Origin of the sequence: Mycobacterium sp. 852013-50091_SCH5140682 (assembly GCF_001665685.1) — a bacterium.
Classification (GTDB): Bacteria; Actinomycetota; Actinomycetes; order Mycobacteriales; family Mycobacteriaceae; genus Mycobacterium.
Map to the genome: position 1 here is coordinate 1 of NZ_LZTB01000055.1, position 15755 is coordinate 15755.

Annotated in this window: 7 protein-coding genes and 1 pseudogene; 2 read left to right on the top strand and 6 right to left on the bottom strand. The window is 67.0% G+C overall.

Translation table 11 applies throughout. From position 1 onward, the window contains the following. Positions 1 to 55 precede the first annotated feature (55 nt). Positions 56 to 181: pseudogene (locus A5784_RS39220) on the top strand (uroporphyrinogen decarboxylase); the annotation flags it as partial. Between the two features lie 186 nt (positions 182 to 367). Here the strand turns inward: A5784_RS39220 and A5784_RS16510 are convergent. The 3 genes from A5784_RS16510 to A5784_RS16520 are packed head-to-tail and all read right to left on the bottom strand — an operon-like array spanning position 368 to position 5058. Next, positions 368 to 1774: a phytoene desaturase family protein gene (locus tag A5784_RS16510; protein WP_064945991.1), complete on the bottom strand. Its 1407-nt coding sequence runs from the start codon at positions 1772 to 1774 to the stop codon at positions 368 to 370. A gap of 31 nt (positions 1775 to 1805) precedes the next feature. Continuing rightward, positions 1806 to 3572 (bottom strand): DUF3556 domain-containing protein, encoded by a 1767-nt coding sequence (locus tag A5784_RS16515; protein ID WP_064945992.1) that lies wholly within the window; start codon positions 3570 to 3572, stop codon positions 1806 to 1808. Between the two features lie 25 nt (positions 3573 to 3597). Then, positions 3598 to 5058, bottom strand: coding sequence for a class I adenylate-forming enzyme family protein (locus A5784_RS16520; protein WP_064945993.1), 1461 nt, complete (start codon positions 5056 to 5058; stop codon positions 3598 to 3600). Between the two features lie 105 nt (positions 5059 to 5163). Between A5784_RS16520 and A5784_RS16525 the strand changes: the two genes are divergently transcribed. Then, the gene (locus tag A5784_RS16525) at positions 5164 to 6414 is read left to right on the top strand and encodes a PucR family transcriptional regulator (RefSeq protein ID WP_064945994.1); all 1251 of its coding nucleotides are present in this window, start codon (positions 5164 to 5166) and stop codon (positions 6412 to 6414) included. On the opposite strand, the gene A5784_RS16530 is transcribed toward A5784_RS16525, so the two are convergent. From A5784_RS16530 to pks13, 3 genes are all read right to left on the bottom strand, one after another. Continuing rightward, complete coding sequence (locus A5784_RS16530; protein ID WP_064945995.1) at positions 6403 to 8655, bottom strand: molybdopterin-dependent oxidoreductase; 2253 nt, start codon at positions 8653 to 8655, stop codon at positions 6403 to 6405. The two genes, A5784_RS16525 and A5784_RS16530, sit on opposite strands and share 12 nt — an antisense overlap. Before the next feature lie 163 nt (positions 8656 to 8818). Continuing rightward, complete coding sequence (locus tag A5784_RS16535; protein ID WP_064945996.1) at positions 8819 to 10372, bottom strand: acyl-CoA carboxylase subunit beta; 1554 nt, start codon at positions 10370 to 10372, stop codon at positions 8819 to 8821. Further along, a complete protein-coding gene (gene pks13 / locus A5784_RS16540) occupies positions 10369 to 15750 on the bottom strand; it encodes a polyketide synthase Pks13 (RefSeq protein WP_064945997.1) in 5382 nt (1793 codons plus the stop codon). Before pks13 ends, A5784_RS16535 begins: the two co-directional genes overlap by 4 nt. Between the last annotated feature and the right edge of the window lie 5 nt (positions 15751 to 15755).

Here is a 15755-nt window from a genome sequence, read left to right on the forward strand (position 1 = left end):
ACCGGCACACGGTGCGGGGCGTCCGGTGTCCGGCCCCGTGGCACCATAGGACCCGATGAATACCCGCCGTGAGCTGCCCGCGTCGCCCTACCTGGCCGCCGTAAGAGACCGGGCCCCGCACCGGGGGCCCCTGGACCCGGGGGCGGGGGCGGCGGGTCCGCACTGGCGACTGCGGTGCCAAATCCCAACGCCGCCAAGGACAAGCCGGCGCAGACCGCGAACGTTCCCATCAGGCTACGTGTGACACTGCTCGACAATCATCTCTCCCTTCATGACGAAATACTCGTTGCGGGTGAGACGTTAGCGACGGACGTTATCCGAGTTCTGGCAAAAGAATATGCGTGGGCTATGTCTTCGTCCACGAGGGTTAACGGGCCAGATGATCCAAAGCGAGCTGCGCCGCGTTGGCCCCGCACATACCGTGTGCGCCCGGACCGGGCGGGGTCGCGGCCGAGCAGATGTACATCCCGGGAACGCCAAGACGGTAGGGCTGCAACGTCATCCGCGGTCCGAACACCAGCTGCCGAATATCCTTGGCGCCCGTGCAGATATCGCCACCGACATAGTTGAGGTTGCATACCGAGATCTCGGTGGTGGTGCGCACGGCCATCCCGACAATGCGGTCCCGGAAGCCGGGCGCGAACCGTTCGAACTGGCCGATGATCGCTTCGGTGGCATCGCCGGTATATCCGTGCGGCACATGGGCATACGAGTAGATCGGGTTGATGTCGCCGACCGATCGTTGCGGGTCGGCCAGATACTGCTGGCCCACCAGTACGAACGGCCGCTGCGGCATGCGTCCGGCGTGGATATCTCGTTCGGTGCCTGCGATTTCGTCGAAGCTCCCGCCGAGATGCACGGTGCCGGCCTTGCCGACCTGCGAGTTGCGCCACGGCACCGGGCCCTGCACCGCGAAATCCACCTTGAACGCGCCCGGGCCATACCGGAAGCCGTTGAACTGCTTGGCGATTACGCGCGGAAGCCGGTCACCGAGGATAGCTGCGACGGCGGTCGGCGCGAGATCGAACATGGTGATGTCGGCGGCGGGCAGCTGAGCAGCCGAGGTCACCCGAACACCGGTCTGCACTTTGCCGCCGAGATCGGCGAGCGCCGCGGCCAGCGCATCGGTGATCGACTGCGAGCCGCCCGCGGCCACCGGCCAGCCGTGTCGGTGCCCCGCGGTGATGATGCCCAGGCCGATCGCCGAGGTCAGTGGACGATGCAGCGGCTGAAAGGTATGTGCCGCAACGCCTCCGAACAGTGCCCTGGCCTGCGGCGTGCGGAACAGCCGGCTCAGCGCCGAGGCGGGCAGCACCGTCGGTGCCCCGAACCGGGCCAGCGCGAGCGGGTGTTTCGGCACCCGAAGCAGCGGGCCCATGATGTCCTGCGCGAGCGCGTCGAAGCGGGCTGACGGGCCACCGAACAACGCCTTCCAGCGCGTGCCGTCGGCGCCCAACCCGGCGGCGGTGTCCTCGACACTGCGCCACAGCAGGCCCGCGCCGCCGTCGTCCAGCGGGTGCGCGCAGTCGATTTCGGGTAGGCGCCACTCGATCGGCAGATCGAGCCCGGACAAGAAGGCCGAGCCGACGGCCATCGGATGGATCGCTGCGCAGTGGTCGTGAATCAAGCCAGGCACGATGGCCTCACCCGATCGCACTCCCCCACCGATCTCGTCCTTGGCCTCCAACACCGTGACGTCCACGCCGCGGGCCGCCAGGGTGATGGCGGCAGCGAGCCCGTTGGGCCCGCTACCGACCACGACCGCGGTGCTCATGCGCGATCCGCCTTCGCTACTCGCTGGGCACTCACGCCCGGACTCCGGCCCGGCGCCACGTCACGTTCAGCGGGATCGGGCCGTTGGGCAGCCACGGCTGCTCCTCGACCAGGTCCGCGACGTTCCAGGTGCCTCGCTCGATGACTCCGAGGGCCGCGTCGATCACCTTGTACTCCTGGGTCTTCTTGTGGATCGGCTGCGACTCGACCCATGCGATCACGAACTCGCCGGGCTCGAACTGCGCTTCGGTCTGGATGGCCCGGATCAGATCCTCATTGTGCAGGTGCCCGTCGCCGAAGTTGAACCCGATGATGGTGTTGCAGGACATCTCACCCTCCCGCACGGTGCGGATGTCGATGTCGGGCAGGTTCTTCAGGAGCACCGAGTACAGGCCGCGACCCTGACTGTGCATGGCCCGCCATGCCGTCACCTGCTGGGTGAACACCTCCGCGGCCACCGGATCCCAGCCGAAGTTGATGTACTGGTCCACCGTGTTGGGCGCGGAGCGGGTCACCCGGTTGAGCTTCTGTTCGGCGCCGGGGGTGAACGTCCACACCGCCGAAGCCCAGTTGCCTGCGTACTGCCGCATCGCGGGCAGGAAGGACACGAGGTCAGGGCGCAGGTTGCCCAGGACCGGGAAGAAGCACAACCCGATGAGCAGCACGACGGTGAGCCACGGTGAGGACATGTCCCAGACGGCATACCCGTTCCAGTTCGGGAAACCCACGAATAGGAACACGGTCGCGTAGGCGAACAGCACATTCCATTCGACCGGGACCGCCAGCGGGAACGTCGAGATGATGAACAAGTGGAAGCACACCATGACGGCTGCAGCGCAGAACGTCAGCCACGGCCACGGTGACAGCAGCAGCGCCAGCGGGGCGACGATCTCGACGAAACTGCCGGGGCCGTGCGCCATGAACGTGGACAGGTGCGACGGGCGCAGGTCGTGAGGGAAGTTGCGGTAGTGCGCGCGCTTGAGCCACTTGAACGGAAGCGTCGGGCTGTTGCTCACCATCGGCGGGATGACGTTGGTGAAATGCAGACCGAACTTCGAGATACCGGCCCAGATCCACACTGTGCCGATCAGCAGCTTGCCCGCGATGATCATGTCGACGAACGGCAGCGTGGTGAAGAACAGCAGCGCGGGCAGATACTGCTCGCCGCGGGCCGCCAAGAAGATGGTCTTGTCGCGCAGGCCGATCAGCACCAGCAGCACCATGGGCACGATCAGCAGGGCGGGATTGACCAGACCGGAGGTGTTGTCCGGCAGCACTTTCGACAGTGAGTCGCTGTGCACGCCGGGTGCCACCAGCGCTACGGTCACGCTGACGATCAGCGCCAGGTAGACGGCGACGTCGAACCACGTGCGGCGATCGCCGTCGGTGAACGGCACCGCCTTCCACGGCCGCAGCCGAATCGTGTTGACCTTGGCCCAGAATCGGTAACCCCCGGTCATCGGCTTGGTCTTGCCGGCCAGCGGCCCCCATGATCCCGCCAGCCCGATGAGCTCAAGCAGAATGGTCCACAGGATCACCTTCTGGTACATGATCGGCTGGTTCCACCAGCCCGACACATGCCAGAACGCCGGGAGATGCGATGTGGCCGTGGCGATCACGACTCCACCGAGGGCGTAGAAGAACACCAGCTTGACGATGTAGAGGACATGGATCATGCGAGGCGCGCCGAGGCCGTGATCCGCCCACTTGGTGGTCATGATGCGGATCCGCTCCATCAGTGGCTGGCGCAGAAAGTCTTCCAGGTCGACGTCGGGTAGCGTCGGCGTGACGAATCCCATGATGACCTCCTTTGGTGGGATCAGGTTAGTTTTGTGGGGCGGCGGCGGTGAGGGTTTTGCGCAGTGCCGGCTTGGCGATCTTGCCGACCGCGTTCTTGGGTAACTCGTCGAGCATCGTGATCTGCACGGGCAGTTTGTATTTCGAGAGCGACGCGCGCAGGTGCGCGGCGATCTCGTCGGTCGTGAGATCGGCGCCGGTGTGCAGTGAGACGAACAGCACCGGCTCCTCGCCGTACAGCGTGCTGGCCTTGCCGACGACGGCCGCCTCCGCGACGTCCGGGAGGTGGTAGACGACGCTTTCGATCTCCTTGGGGTAGATGTTCTCTCCGCCGCGGATGATCATGTCCTTGGCCCGGTCGACCAGCACCAGGTAGCCCTCCTCGTCGAACCGCCCGACGTCGCCGGTGTACAGCCAGCCGTCGACGATGGTCTTGGCGGTCTCCTCCGGACGGTTGAGGTAGCCCCGCATCACGTTGGGGCCCTTGATGATGACCTCGCCGACCTCACCTTGGGGAAGGGGCGTCCCTGCCGCGTCGACGATACGAATCTCTTGACCCGGCAACGGGATTCCCACGGTTCCGGGCTTGCGCTTGCCGTTGAGCGGGTTGCCGGTGCTGGCGCACGACCCCTCCGACAGGCCGTAGCCTTCGATGAGCCCGATGCCGTAGCGGTTCTCGAATCGCTCCAGCAGTTCGACGCTGGCCGGGGCCGCGCCGCACACCGCGAACCGCACGGACCTGGTGTCGGGCTGCACCTCGGCAGGCAGGCCGGCGAGCATCGTGTAAATCGTTGGCACCGCCGAGAAGTAGGTGGCCCGGCTGGCCTCGACGCGGTCGAAGAACGTGGTCGGGTTGAACCGCCCGGCGATGGTGGCCCGCCCGCCCGCGATGAGCGGCGAGAGAATGCTCACCACGATGCCGTTGACGTGAAAAAGCGGCAGGATGAGCAGGCTGTGGTCGGCCGGGGTCAGCTCGAAGCCCTCGATCACCATGTCACACATGGCGTTGACGTTGCCGTGATCGAGCATCACGCCCTTGGGTCTGCCGGTGGTGCCGCTGGTGTAGATCAGCAGCGCGAGCGCGTCGGCGGGGTTGTCGACCGGGTCTGCGGCGTCGGGCTCACCGGTCAGGTCGTCCACGTGCAGCACCGGGATGTCGGCTTCGACGTCGCGGTCGGCGATCAACACCACCGATCCGGCGTCGGCGACCTGGTAGGCGACCTCGGCGGGCACCAGGGTCGGGCTGATCGGGGTGACGGCCGCGCCCAAGCGCCAGGCCGCGAACAGCGCGACCACGAACTCGGTGCGGTTGGGGAGCATGACGGCCACGACGGTGCCGGGGCCCACCCCGTGAGCCCGCAAGGCTGCCGCGGCCCGCTGGACGGCGTCGAGGAACGCGGTGTTGTCGAGGTCGAGGTGGTCGTCGGCGACGGCGGGAGCGTGCGGCGCGGCGGCGGCGCGGCGGTCAGGCAGCAGAGCGAGGAACATGTCACGACAGTAGAAATTTGTGGCTCCCGCCACACCGTCGCGCGCCGATGAACTTGATTTGCCGGTTTGTTGTCCGGAAACAAATTCGCGTTCTACGGTCTAGGCATGGATCCGGCGGTCAGCGCGGCCACCGCTGTGGTGATGACCCGGCTGATAAACCGCCAGGCCGAGGTCGCCCGCGCCGTCCAACGGCACCTGGCCAGCGATATCGCCGATCTGCGGGGGGACCCCGAGATCCTGGAACTGCTGGCATCCAGCGTCGAGGGCAACGTCGACACCATCTTCCACGCACTGCGTCACAACATATCGCTGGAGAACATCGAAGCTCCGACCGCGGCGCTGGAGTACGCGCGGCGCATCGCCCAGCGCGGGGTGCCGATGAACGCGTTGGTCCGCGCCTATCGACTGGGCCATGGCATGGTGCTCGACGTCGCCGCCGAGGAGATCAACAAGGCCGGGCTGGATGCCGAGACCGGCTTCTCGGTGTTCGAGCGGATGACCTCGGTGACCTTCCGGTACATCGACTGGATCACCCAGCAGGTGGAGGTGGTCTATGAGGACGAACGCGATCGGTGGCTGACCAATCGCAACAGTGCCCGCGCACTGCGGGTGCGGGAGGTGCTGGCCACAGATACGGGCGCCCCGGATGCGCTCAGCACGGCGCTCGGGTATCCGATGCGGCGCACGCACCTGGCCGTGGTGTTGTGGTGCCCGGCTGAGTCCGGTTCCGAGGATGGCCTGGCCCGACTGGAGCAGTTCCTGCGCGAACTCGCCGAAGCTGTTGGTGCGCAGGGCGATCCGTTGTTCGTCGCGGCCGACCGTACCAGCGGATGGGGCTGGATTCCGTTGTCCCCCAACAATGCACCTGCGGTCGCGGGCAACGCCAAGCAGTTCGTCGCCGCGCATTCGGCGGCGCCGCGGGTCGCGCTGGGCACCCCGCTGCCCGGGGTCGACGGCTTCCGGCGCTCGCACCGGCAGGCCCGTCGCGCGCAGGATGTGGCGATCGCAGGCGACGCCGGCGGCGTCACGGCAGCCGGTGATCCCGGGCTCGCGGCCGCGGCCCTGCTCGGGGACAAGCTGGACGAGGCCCGCGAGTGGGTTGCCGACGTGCTCGGCCCGCTGGCCTGCGACACCGACAACGACGCCCGGCTGCGCGAGACGCTGCGGGTGTTCCTGCAGCACGGCAACAGCTACAAGTCCGCGGCCGAGGAACTCAGCCTGCACTTCAACTCGGTCAAGTACCGCGTGCTCCGCGCGGAGGACCGCCGCGGGCGCCCGATCGGCGACGACCGCCTCGACGTGGAACTGGCTCTGCTGCTGTGCCATTGGTACGGCACGGCGGTGCTAGCGGGCTGAGACGGTCACCGTCACCGGGATCCCGTTCAGCGCGCCGTTACCGGACGGCTCGTCCAGGAAGTCCGGCGGCGAGAGCACGTTGGTGTTCACTCCCGGCGATGCGTTGGCCACCGAAAGCTGCGTGCCGGACAGCCCGTGGCCCCAACCGTGCGGCATCGAGACCACGCCCTGCTTGATGGCGTCGGTGATCTCGACCGGCACGTCGATGCTGCCGCCGGCCGAGGTGACCGTGACGACATCGCCGTCGGACACGTCGTTGGCTTCGGCATCCGCCGGGTGCATCAACAGCGTGCAGCGGTCCTTGCCCTTCATCAAGGCAGGCACGTTGTGCAGCCACGAGTTACACGACCGCAGGTGGCGTCGACTGACCAGCACCAGGTCGACCGGGTCGCGCCGCAGCCGCTCGGCGAGCCGGGGCAGGTCGTCGATGAGGTACTGCGGCGCCAGCCGGACCTTGCCCTCCGGCGTCGACAACACGTCGGTCAGCCGCGACTGCATCGGCCCGAAGTTGATGCCGTTGGGCTGTGCCTTGAGCTGCTCGAGCGTGAGACCGCCGGGCTTCTCGCCGTAGCGGTCGCCGAACGGTCCGGTGCGCAGGGTCAGATCGAGAATCCGTTCCGGACCGCCCTTTTCGTAATGCTTGCGGATCTCCGCACCGTCAAGACCCTGTGTGAAGCAGAGGTAGTCGAACCAGCCGTCGTCGATCGCGGTGACCTCGACGTCCTCGGCGGGGGTCCCGGTGCACAGGCCGGTCAACCGGATCATGATCTCCCACTCCTCCGGGCGATCCGGATCCTCGGGGGCGAACACCGGTGGCGAGTAGTTGGCGAAACTGTTGACCGCGTTGTTCAGCAGCAGATCATCGTGGTGCGGCTGCTCGAACGGCGAAAGACCAGGCAGGATGACGTGCGCGTGGCGGGTGGTCTCGTTGAGCGCGTTGTCGATGGAGATCATGGCGTCCAGCCCGGCAAGTGCCTCGCCGAGTTTGTGTCCGGCCGGGGTGGACAGCACCGGGTTGCCCGCGACCGTGATCAGCGCCCGCACCTGCCCGTCGCCGGGAGTGACGATCTCTTCTGCCAGGCACGACACCGGGGCTTGTCCCAGAACCTCTTTGGCGCCGCGGACCCGGGTACGCCACCGCCCGAACTCAGGCTTGCCGCCTTCCAGACCCGGTTGAGGCTGAGCCGTCAGCGACCACGCCGCGGCGAGCGGGAACATGCTGCCGCCTCGGGTGTCGAAATGGCCGGTGAGGATGTTCACCACGTCGACGAGCCAGCTGGCGAGGCTGCCGAATTCCTGGTTGCACGTGCCGATCCGGCCGTACACCACGGCGCGTTCGGTGCCGGACAGTTGGCGGGCCAGCTCGCGGATGCGCTCGGCATCGATACCGGTGACAGGTGCGACGCGCTCGGGTGTCCACTCGGCGGCGATGGCGCCGACGGTCTGCACCCCGTCCACATACGGTTCGGTGTGCCCCAGCGTGACGAGGCCTTCGTCGAACAACGTGTGCACGACACCCAACAGCAGGGCAGCATCAGCGCCCGGTGTGATGGCGAGCCATTCGTCGGCCTTGGCAGCGGTCGCGGTACGCACCGGGTCGATGACAATCACCTTGCCGCGCTGCCGGATTCGACCGATGGCGCCCATGACGTCAGGGGCGCTGAGCACCGAGCCCTGCGAGGCTGCCGGGTTGGCGCCCATCACCACCAGCAGGTCGGTGTGCTCGATATCGGGAACCGGGAAACTCCACCAGCCGCCGTACATCAGATGCGAGGTCAGGTTCTTGGGCCACTGGTCGACGGTGCCCGCCGAATAGCTGGTCGGAATGCCCGAAAGACCCAGCAGGACACCGATGTAACGGCCCAGTGAGAAGGTGTGCGCACTCGGGTTGCCGATGTAACTCGACACCGCGGCAATGCCGTACTTCTGGATGACGGGGGTCAGCAGCTCGGTGCACCGGCGGAATGCGGTGTCCCAGTCGACTTCTCGCCACTGTCCGGCAACCTTGACCATGGGCCTGCGGATGCGATCGGGGTCGTCGTGCAGGGCCGCCAGCGCGGCGCCCTTGGGGCAGATGTGTCCCCGGCTCCACACGTCGTTGCGATTGCCCCGGATCTGCGCGACCCGGCCGTTCTCGACGTGAATCTCAAGTCCGCACATCGCTTCACACAGCGGGCAGGTACGCAGGTGCAGGCCGTCTGCGCCGATGGCAGCCAGCGGCAGGGAAACTCCAGCGGTCATCAGCCCACGCTAATGACAAATTTGACGTTTCGGACCGCATTGGCCCGCTGAGCGGGACAGTTCGGTGGCCGACCCCCTCGGCGAGCAGCCACCAAGGTCCGCGAACGGCGGCGTGTCGCGGACCCGCGCGTCTGCTCGCGGGGGAAAGGTGCGCCGCTGAAAACTAGATCGGCAGCAAACCGTGCTTGCGCTGCACGCGGCCGTGCTTCTGCTTGTCGCGCAACAGGTGCAGCGACTTGCGCAGCAGCAGGCGGGTCTCGTGCGGCTGGATGACGGCGTCGATGAATCCGCGCTCGGCGGCGATCCACGGCGTGGCCATGTTCTCGTTGTAGCCCGCGATGAAGTCCGCGCGGATCTTCTGCACCTCGGGCGCAGTGGGATCCGGGAAACGCTTCACGAGCAGCTGCGCGGCACCCTCGGCGCCGATCACCGCGATACGTGCGGTCGGCCAGGCGAAGTTCAGGTCGGCCGAGAGCTGCTTGGAACCCATCACCGCGTAGGCGCCGCCGTAGGACTTGCGGATGGTGATGGTCACCTTCGGCACGTCGGCCTCGACGACGGCGTTGAGGAACCGGCCGCCGCGCTTGATGATGCCGCCCTTCTCCTGCTCGACGCCGGGAAGGAAGCCCGGGGTGTCGACCACGAAAACCAAAGGCAGGTTGTAGGAGTCGCAGAACCGGATGAATCCGGCAGCCTTGTCCGACGCCTCGTTGTCGATGGCACCGGACATGTGCATCGGCTGGTTGGCGATGACGCCGACCGGGTGCCCGTCGACGCGCGCGAACGCGGTGATCATCGCCTGCCCACGCTGCGCGGCCACGTCGAACACGTCGCCGTCGTCGAAGATGCGCAGCAGGATCTCGTGCATGTCGTAGGCCGTGTTGTCGGCGTCGGGCACGATTGCGTCGAGCTCAAGGTCGTGCGGCGTGATCTCGGGTTCCATGCCGGGGTTGATGAGCGGCGGATCGTCAAAAGTGTTGGCGGGCAGGAAGCTCAGGTAGTCGCGCACGTACTGGAACGCCGCGGCCTCATCCTCGACCACCTGGTGGATGTTGCCGTAGCGGGCCTGCGCATCGGCGCCGCCCAGCTCGTCGAGCGTGACGTCTTCACCGGTGACGTCCTTGATGACGTCCGGGCCGGTCACGAACATGTAGCCCTGGTCCCGCACCGCGACCACAAGATCGGTCTGGATCGGCGAATACACCGCGCCGCCAGCGCATTTGCCGAGAATGATCGAGATCTCGGGCACCATGCCGCGCAGCAGTTCGTGGCGGCGGCCGAGTTCGGCATACCAGGCCAGCGAGGTCACGGCGTCCTGGATGCGGGCACCACCCGAGTCGTTGATGCCGATCATCGGGCAGCCGACCATGGCCACCCACTCCATCAAGCGGGCCACCTTGCGGCCGAACATCTCGCCGACCGTGCCCTGGAACACCGTCTGGTCGTGGCTGAACACGCCGACCGGGCGGCCGTTGATGGTGCCGTGGCCGGTGACCACGCCGTCACCGAACAGTGCGTTCGGGTCACCAGGCGTCTTGCACAGGGCCCCGATCTCCAGAAAGCTGCCCGGATCGAGCAGGGCGTGGATGCGCGCACGGGCACTGGGGATGCCCTTCTTCTCGCGCTTGGCGATGGCCTTCTCACCACCGGGTTCCTTGGCGACCTCAAGCTTCTCGCGGAGATCGGCCAGCAGTGCGGCCGTCGTCTTGTTCGTCACTTGCTCTCGCTCTCAGCTTCGATACGGTTGAGCGCCTCGCTCATGTGAGCACCCACTTTGGCAATGTACGGCTCGTCAATGGCCTGGATGTGCTCGCCCCCGATGGGCACGACCTCGAGATCCTTGACGTATTCGCCCCAGCCGCCGTCGGGCTTGCGGGTCGCGTATGCGGGCTCGAACACGATGGCGTCATCGTGGTAGCGGTCGGCCAGGTAGAGCGTGACGTGCCCGTCGTAGGGCTGGACCTCGATGGTGGCCAGGGCGCGCTGATCTAGGTACGACGTGCGCTGATGCTCGATGATCCCGCCCGGGATCTGCACACCGCTGTCCTTGATCGCATCCAGAACGAACCTCACCTGGCCCTCGTCGTCGAGCTTCTCCAGCTCCTCGTAGGGGATGGCCGGGATCTCGACGTTGAACGTGCGCTCGGCGAACAGGGCGTAGCGGTCCCAGCGGGCCCGCATTCCTTCCTTACTCTGGTCGATCGGCTCACCCGGAAGCGCAAGGTCGATCAGCCCGACGTAACGCACATCGGCACCGGCCCGCTTGAGCCCGATCGCACACGCGTAGGCCAGCGCCCCGCCCAGCGACCACCCCGCCAGCACGAAGGGACCCGAGTGCAGCTCCATCAGCTTGGGCACGTACTCGGCCGCGCGCTCCTCGATGGAACCCTCGACCCGCTCGATGCCGTACACCGGGATGTCCGCGGGCAGGCGCTTCATGAGCGGCTCATAGACCACGGTGGATCCGCCGGCCGGGTGGAACACGAAGAGCGGCACGTGCGACGAGCCCTCTTTCGGTGCCCGCAGAGTACGGACGAACCCGTCGACCACGCCCTCCTCGAGCTGGTCGCGCACGATCGTGGACAGCGCCTCGATGGTCGTGGCCGACTTGACGTCGTCGACGGTGATGGTGCCCTCAGCACGTTCGGACAGCCGCTCGGCCAGCTTGGTCGCCGTCGCGTCGTCGACCGCGGGCAGCTCGTTGAAGATGCCGCCCGGCGACTTGCCGGTGACGATCGCCCATGTCGCGAACGTGACGCGTTCTGCGGCGTCGCGCGGCGGCACGTCGGCGCCCAGCGCCTCGGTGACCGCCTCCTGGGTGAGCACCTTGGCAGCCGCCGCGGCAGCGGTGGCCTTGGAAGGGCCGGCAGGGCTTGCCGGACCCGACGGATCCGTGGGCGGCGGCGGCACAGCCGGTCCGCTCGGATCGGTGGGGGGAGCCGGGATGGCCGCTTCTTCCTTCTCGGCCAACGGATGTCCAGACTCGGCCAGCTTGGCCTCGAGCTCGGCAACGGTCGACGCACCACCCAGTAGCTCGGACTGCTCGGCCGCGATCTCCTCGGCCGTCTTGCCCTTCTGGGACTCCGCGATCTGATCGACCTCGTCGCGGTGCTCGATCGCGTACTTGATGAGCTCCTCGACGTTGTAGAGGTTGGCATCCCGCACCGCGGTCAACTGAATCGGCGGCAGGTCGAAGTCGTACTCGACGCGGTTCTTGATCCGCACCGCCATCAGCGAGTCCAGACCCAGCTCGATCAGCGGCACCTCCCACGGGAGATCCTCGGGCTCGTAACCCATTGCGGCGCCGACGATCGTGCCGAGCCGCTGCGCAACGGTCTCACCGGACTCCGGCGACCACTTCTCGAAGCCGGCGCCCATGCCTGCGCCCTGGGTGAGGTGGTCCTGCAGAATTTCCGCATCATCCTCGGGCTCTTCGACCACGGCCGGCGCGGCCGAAACCTGCTCGGCCACAACGCCTGCGCCCACGGCGGTCGGCAGCGCCGTCGCCACACCACCGCGGGTGACGATCGCGTCGTAGACGAGCGTGAACGACTCCTCGATGCGGGCGTGCACCTGCACCGAGGCGCCGCCCGGGTGTCTCGTCAAGGTGGTGACGAGCCGCGATCCTTCGGCCGGCACCGCGCGCTGCTCGGATGCCGTCAGCTTGGCGTCCGGAAGCACCTGCGCGGCAGCGGATTTCACCAATGCGGCCAGGTCGATGGTGCCCTTCGGCACGAACTCCCACACGTGCTTGCCGTCAGGGGTCGCGACGTGGTTGCCCGGCATGACCGCGGAGCTGTCACCGGTGAAGTGCGCGTCGAGCCAGTGCTGCTTGCGCTTGAACCGCGTCGGCGGGATGTTGGCGAAGTCGAGCGCCCCGGCCAGACCTGTGGACTTGCGCGGGAACAGCGTCCGGATGTCCAGGTCGTGGCCATGCACGAACAGGTGCGCCATGGCCGTGACCATCGACGCGACCTCGTCCTGCTTGCGCGCCAGCGTCGGGATCAGCTGGGCGTCATGAAGCCCGGCGGTAGCCGTCGTCAAACCAACCTGCATGAGCGCCACCGGATTCGGTGCGAGCTCCAGGAACGTGGTGTGCCCGTTATCGACGGCGTTGCGAATACCGTGCGTGAAGTAGACGCTGTGCCGCAACCCCTTCTTCCAGTAGTCCACATCGTGGATCGGCTCGGCGCCGGCCCGGATGAACTTGCCCTCGTGCACTGTCGAGAAGTAGCCCGTGGCCAGCGGATGCGGTTCGATGCCCTGGATTTCGGCGGAGAGCTCGCCGAGCAGCGGGTCCATCTGCTGGGTGTGGCTCGCGCCCTTGGTCTGGAGCTTGCGGGCGAACTTGCCCTCTGATTCCGCACGGGCGATGATCGCGTCGACCTGCTCCGGCGGGCCGCCGATGACGGTTTGGGTCGGGGCGGCGTAAACACACACCTCAAGGCCCGGGAAGTCGGCGAAGACGGTCTTGATCTCGTCTGCCGAGTACTCCACGAGCGCCATGAGCCGGATGTATTCGCCGAACAGCATGGCCTCGCCCTCGCCCATGAGGTGCGCGCGCGAGCAGATGGTCCGGGTGGCGTCGGCCAGCGACAGACCGCCGGAGAAGTAGGCGGCGGCCGCTTCACCGAGCGACTGCCCCACCACCGCACCGGGTTTGGCGCCGTGCGCCTTGAGGAACTCGCCAAGCGCGATCTGGATGGCGAAGATCACCGTCTGGACCACTTCGATGGGGTATTCGCAGGTCTCGTTGGTGTAGTCGATCGCGTCGTCGAGGATCAGTTCGACGACCGAATAGCCACGCTCGTCCTGGATGTGGGCGTCGACCTTGTTGATCCACTCGGCGAAGACCGGCTCGCGCAGGTACAGCTCTTTGCCCATCTTGCGGTGCTGCGCACCGAAACCGGCCAGCACCCACACCGGCCCGTTCGTGACGGGCCCATCGGCGGTGATCACGCTCGGGTGCTGCTTGCCGTCGGCGATCGCGCGCAGGCCCTTGATGGCCTCGTCGTGATCGTGTGCGAGGACGATCGCGCGGGACCGGCCGTGGTTGCGCCGCGACAGCGAGCGTCCGATCGATTCGAGCGAGGACGCCCGGCCCTCTTCGCTATCGATCCAGTCCGCCAACTCGGCCGCCGCGGCCTTCTTGCGGGACGTCAGGAACGCCGAGATCGCCAGGGGCACAAGCTTCTTGGTGGGCTCGGCCGCTTCTGCAGCCGCCAGCTCCTCGCGTGCCTTCTCGATCAGGCGCTTGGCCTCGTCGGTCAGGCCCGGCAGTTCGTGCGTGGCCTCGTCGTAGGCCGGGTATTCATCAGCCTCGGGCTCGTCGTGAATGAACTCGCCGTACTCGTCCATCCGCACCCCGCCGACATACACCGCGTTGGCGTCGTCGGAAGCCGACTTGTCCTCTACGGCTTCGGGTTCCGGCTCGGGCTCGACGAGATCCGACGGCAGCACCTCACGCAGCACCAGGTGCGCGTTGGCGCCACCGAAGCCGAAGCCCGAGACGCCGGTGATGGCGTGTCCGCTGTAGCGCGGCCAGTCCGACACGGTGTCGTTGACCTTGAGGTGTTCCTTGTCGAAGTCGATGTACGGGTTCGGGCCCGCATAGTTGATGGACGGCGGGATCTTGTCGTTGGCCAGCGCCAGCGTCATCTTCGCCAGGCTCGCCGCACCCGCGGCCGATTCCAGGTGTCCCACATTGGATTTCACCGCACCCAGCAGGGCAGGCTTGTCGGCTTCGCGGCCCCGGCCGACCACGCGGCCCAGCGCGTCGGCCTCGATGGGGTCACCGAGGATGGTTCCGGTGCCGTGTGCCTCGATGTAGTCGACGCTGCGCGGGTTGACCCCGGCGTCCTTGTAGGCCCGGCGCAGAACCTCTTCCTGCGCATCGGGATTCGGGGCGAGCAGACCGTTGGACCGGCCGTCGTGGTTGATCGCGCTGCCCGCGATGACCGCCAGGATCTGGTCACCGTCGCGGCGCGCGTCGGACACCCGCTTGAGCACCAGCATGCCGCCGCCCTCGGACCGGGCGTATCCATCGGCGTCCGACGAGAACGACTTGATGCGCCCATCGGAGGCGAGCACGCCACCGACCTCATCGAAACCGATTGTCACCAACGGGGTGATCAGCGCGTTGACACCGCCGACGATGGCCACATCGGCCTCGCCCGACCGCAGCGCCTGCACACCGTGGTGCGCGGCGACCAATGAGCTCGAGCACGCGGTGTCGACGGACACCGACGGACCGCGGAAATCGTAGAAGTACGAAACCCGGTTGGCGATGATCGCGGTCTGGTTGCCGGTGATGGCGTAGGGGTGCGTGACCGTGGGATCGGCCAGAGACAGGTAGGAGTAGTCGTTGTTGGAGCTGCCGATGTATACCGCGACGCTGCCGCCACGCAGGCTCGACGCCGGAATCCTGGCGTGCTCCAAGGCTTCCCATGTCAGCTCCAGCGCCATGCGCTGCTGCGGGTCGATGTTGTCGGCTTCCATCTTCGACAGCGCGAAGAACTCGGAGTCGAAACCCTTGATGTCGGAGAGATAGCCGCCGCGGGTACGGGCTTTGGCCACGCGTTCGGCGATGCGCGGCTCGGCGAGGAACTCCTCCCACCGCCCCTCGGGCAGGTCGGTGACGCAGTCCTTCCCTGCCAACAGGGCGTCCCACATCTCGTCGGGCGTGTTCAGATCACCCGGAAAGCGGGTCGCCACACCGACAATCGCGATGTCCTCGACGCCGCGGTCCCGCGACCAGTCCTCGTCGCCGAGGTTCTCAGGCTCGGGCTCGCCCTCGATGATCACGGTGGCCAGCGACTCGATGGTCGGATGCCGGAACAGCACCGTGGCCGTCAGCGTGACGCCGGTGAGATCCTCGATATCGCTGGCCATCGCCACCGCGTCACGCGAGGACAGGCCGAGCTCGATCAACGGCGTGGTCTCATCGATCACGTCGGCCGACTGACCTGTCGCAGAGGCCACCGCTTTACGCAGCCACTCGCGCATCTCCGCGACGGTCAGATCCGGACGCGGCGCCGACGCCGCGGCGGGCTCGGTGCCGTCTGGAGGATTCGAATTGCTTTGTGTTTCATCCATAGTCA

Bases quoted from the DNA above. Each gene is read 5' to 3' on its own strand.
- A5784_RS16510 (WP_064945991.1), bottom strand. From the start codon at position 1,774: ATGAGCACCGCGGTCGTGGTCGGTAGCGGGCCCAACGGGCTCGCTGCC.
- A5784_RS16515 (WP_064945992.1), bottom strand. From the start codon at position 3,572: ATGGGATTCGTCACGCCGACGCTACCCGACGTCGACCTGGAAGACTTT.
- A5784_RS16520 (WP_064945993.1), bottom strand. From the start codon at position 5,058: ATGTTCCTCGCTCTGCTGCCTGACCGCCGCGCCGCCGCCGCGCCGCAC.
- A5784_RS16525 (WP_064945994.1), top strand. From the start codon at position 5,164: ATGGATCCGGCGGTCAGCGCGGCCACCGCTGTGGTGATGACCCGGCTG.
- A5784_RS16530 (WP_064945995.1), bottom strand. From the start codon at position 8,655: ATGACCGCTGGAGTTTCCCTGCCGCTGGCTGCCATCGGCGCAGACGGC.
- pks13 (WP_064945997.1), bottom strand. From the start codon at position 15,750: ATGGATGAAACACAAAGCAATTCGAATCCTCCAGACGGCACCGAGCCC.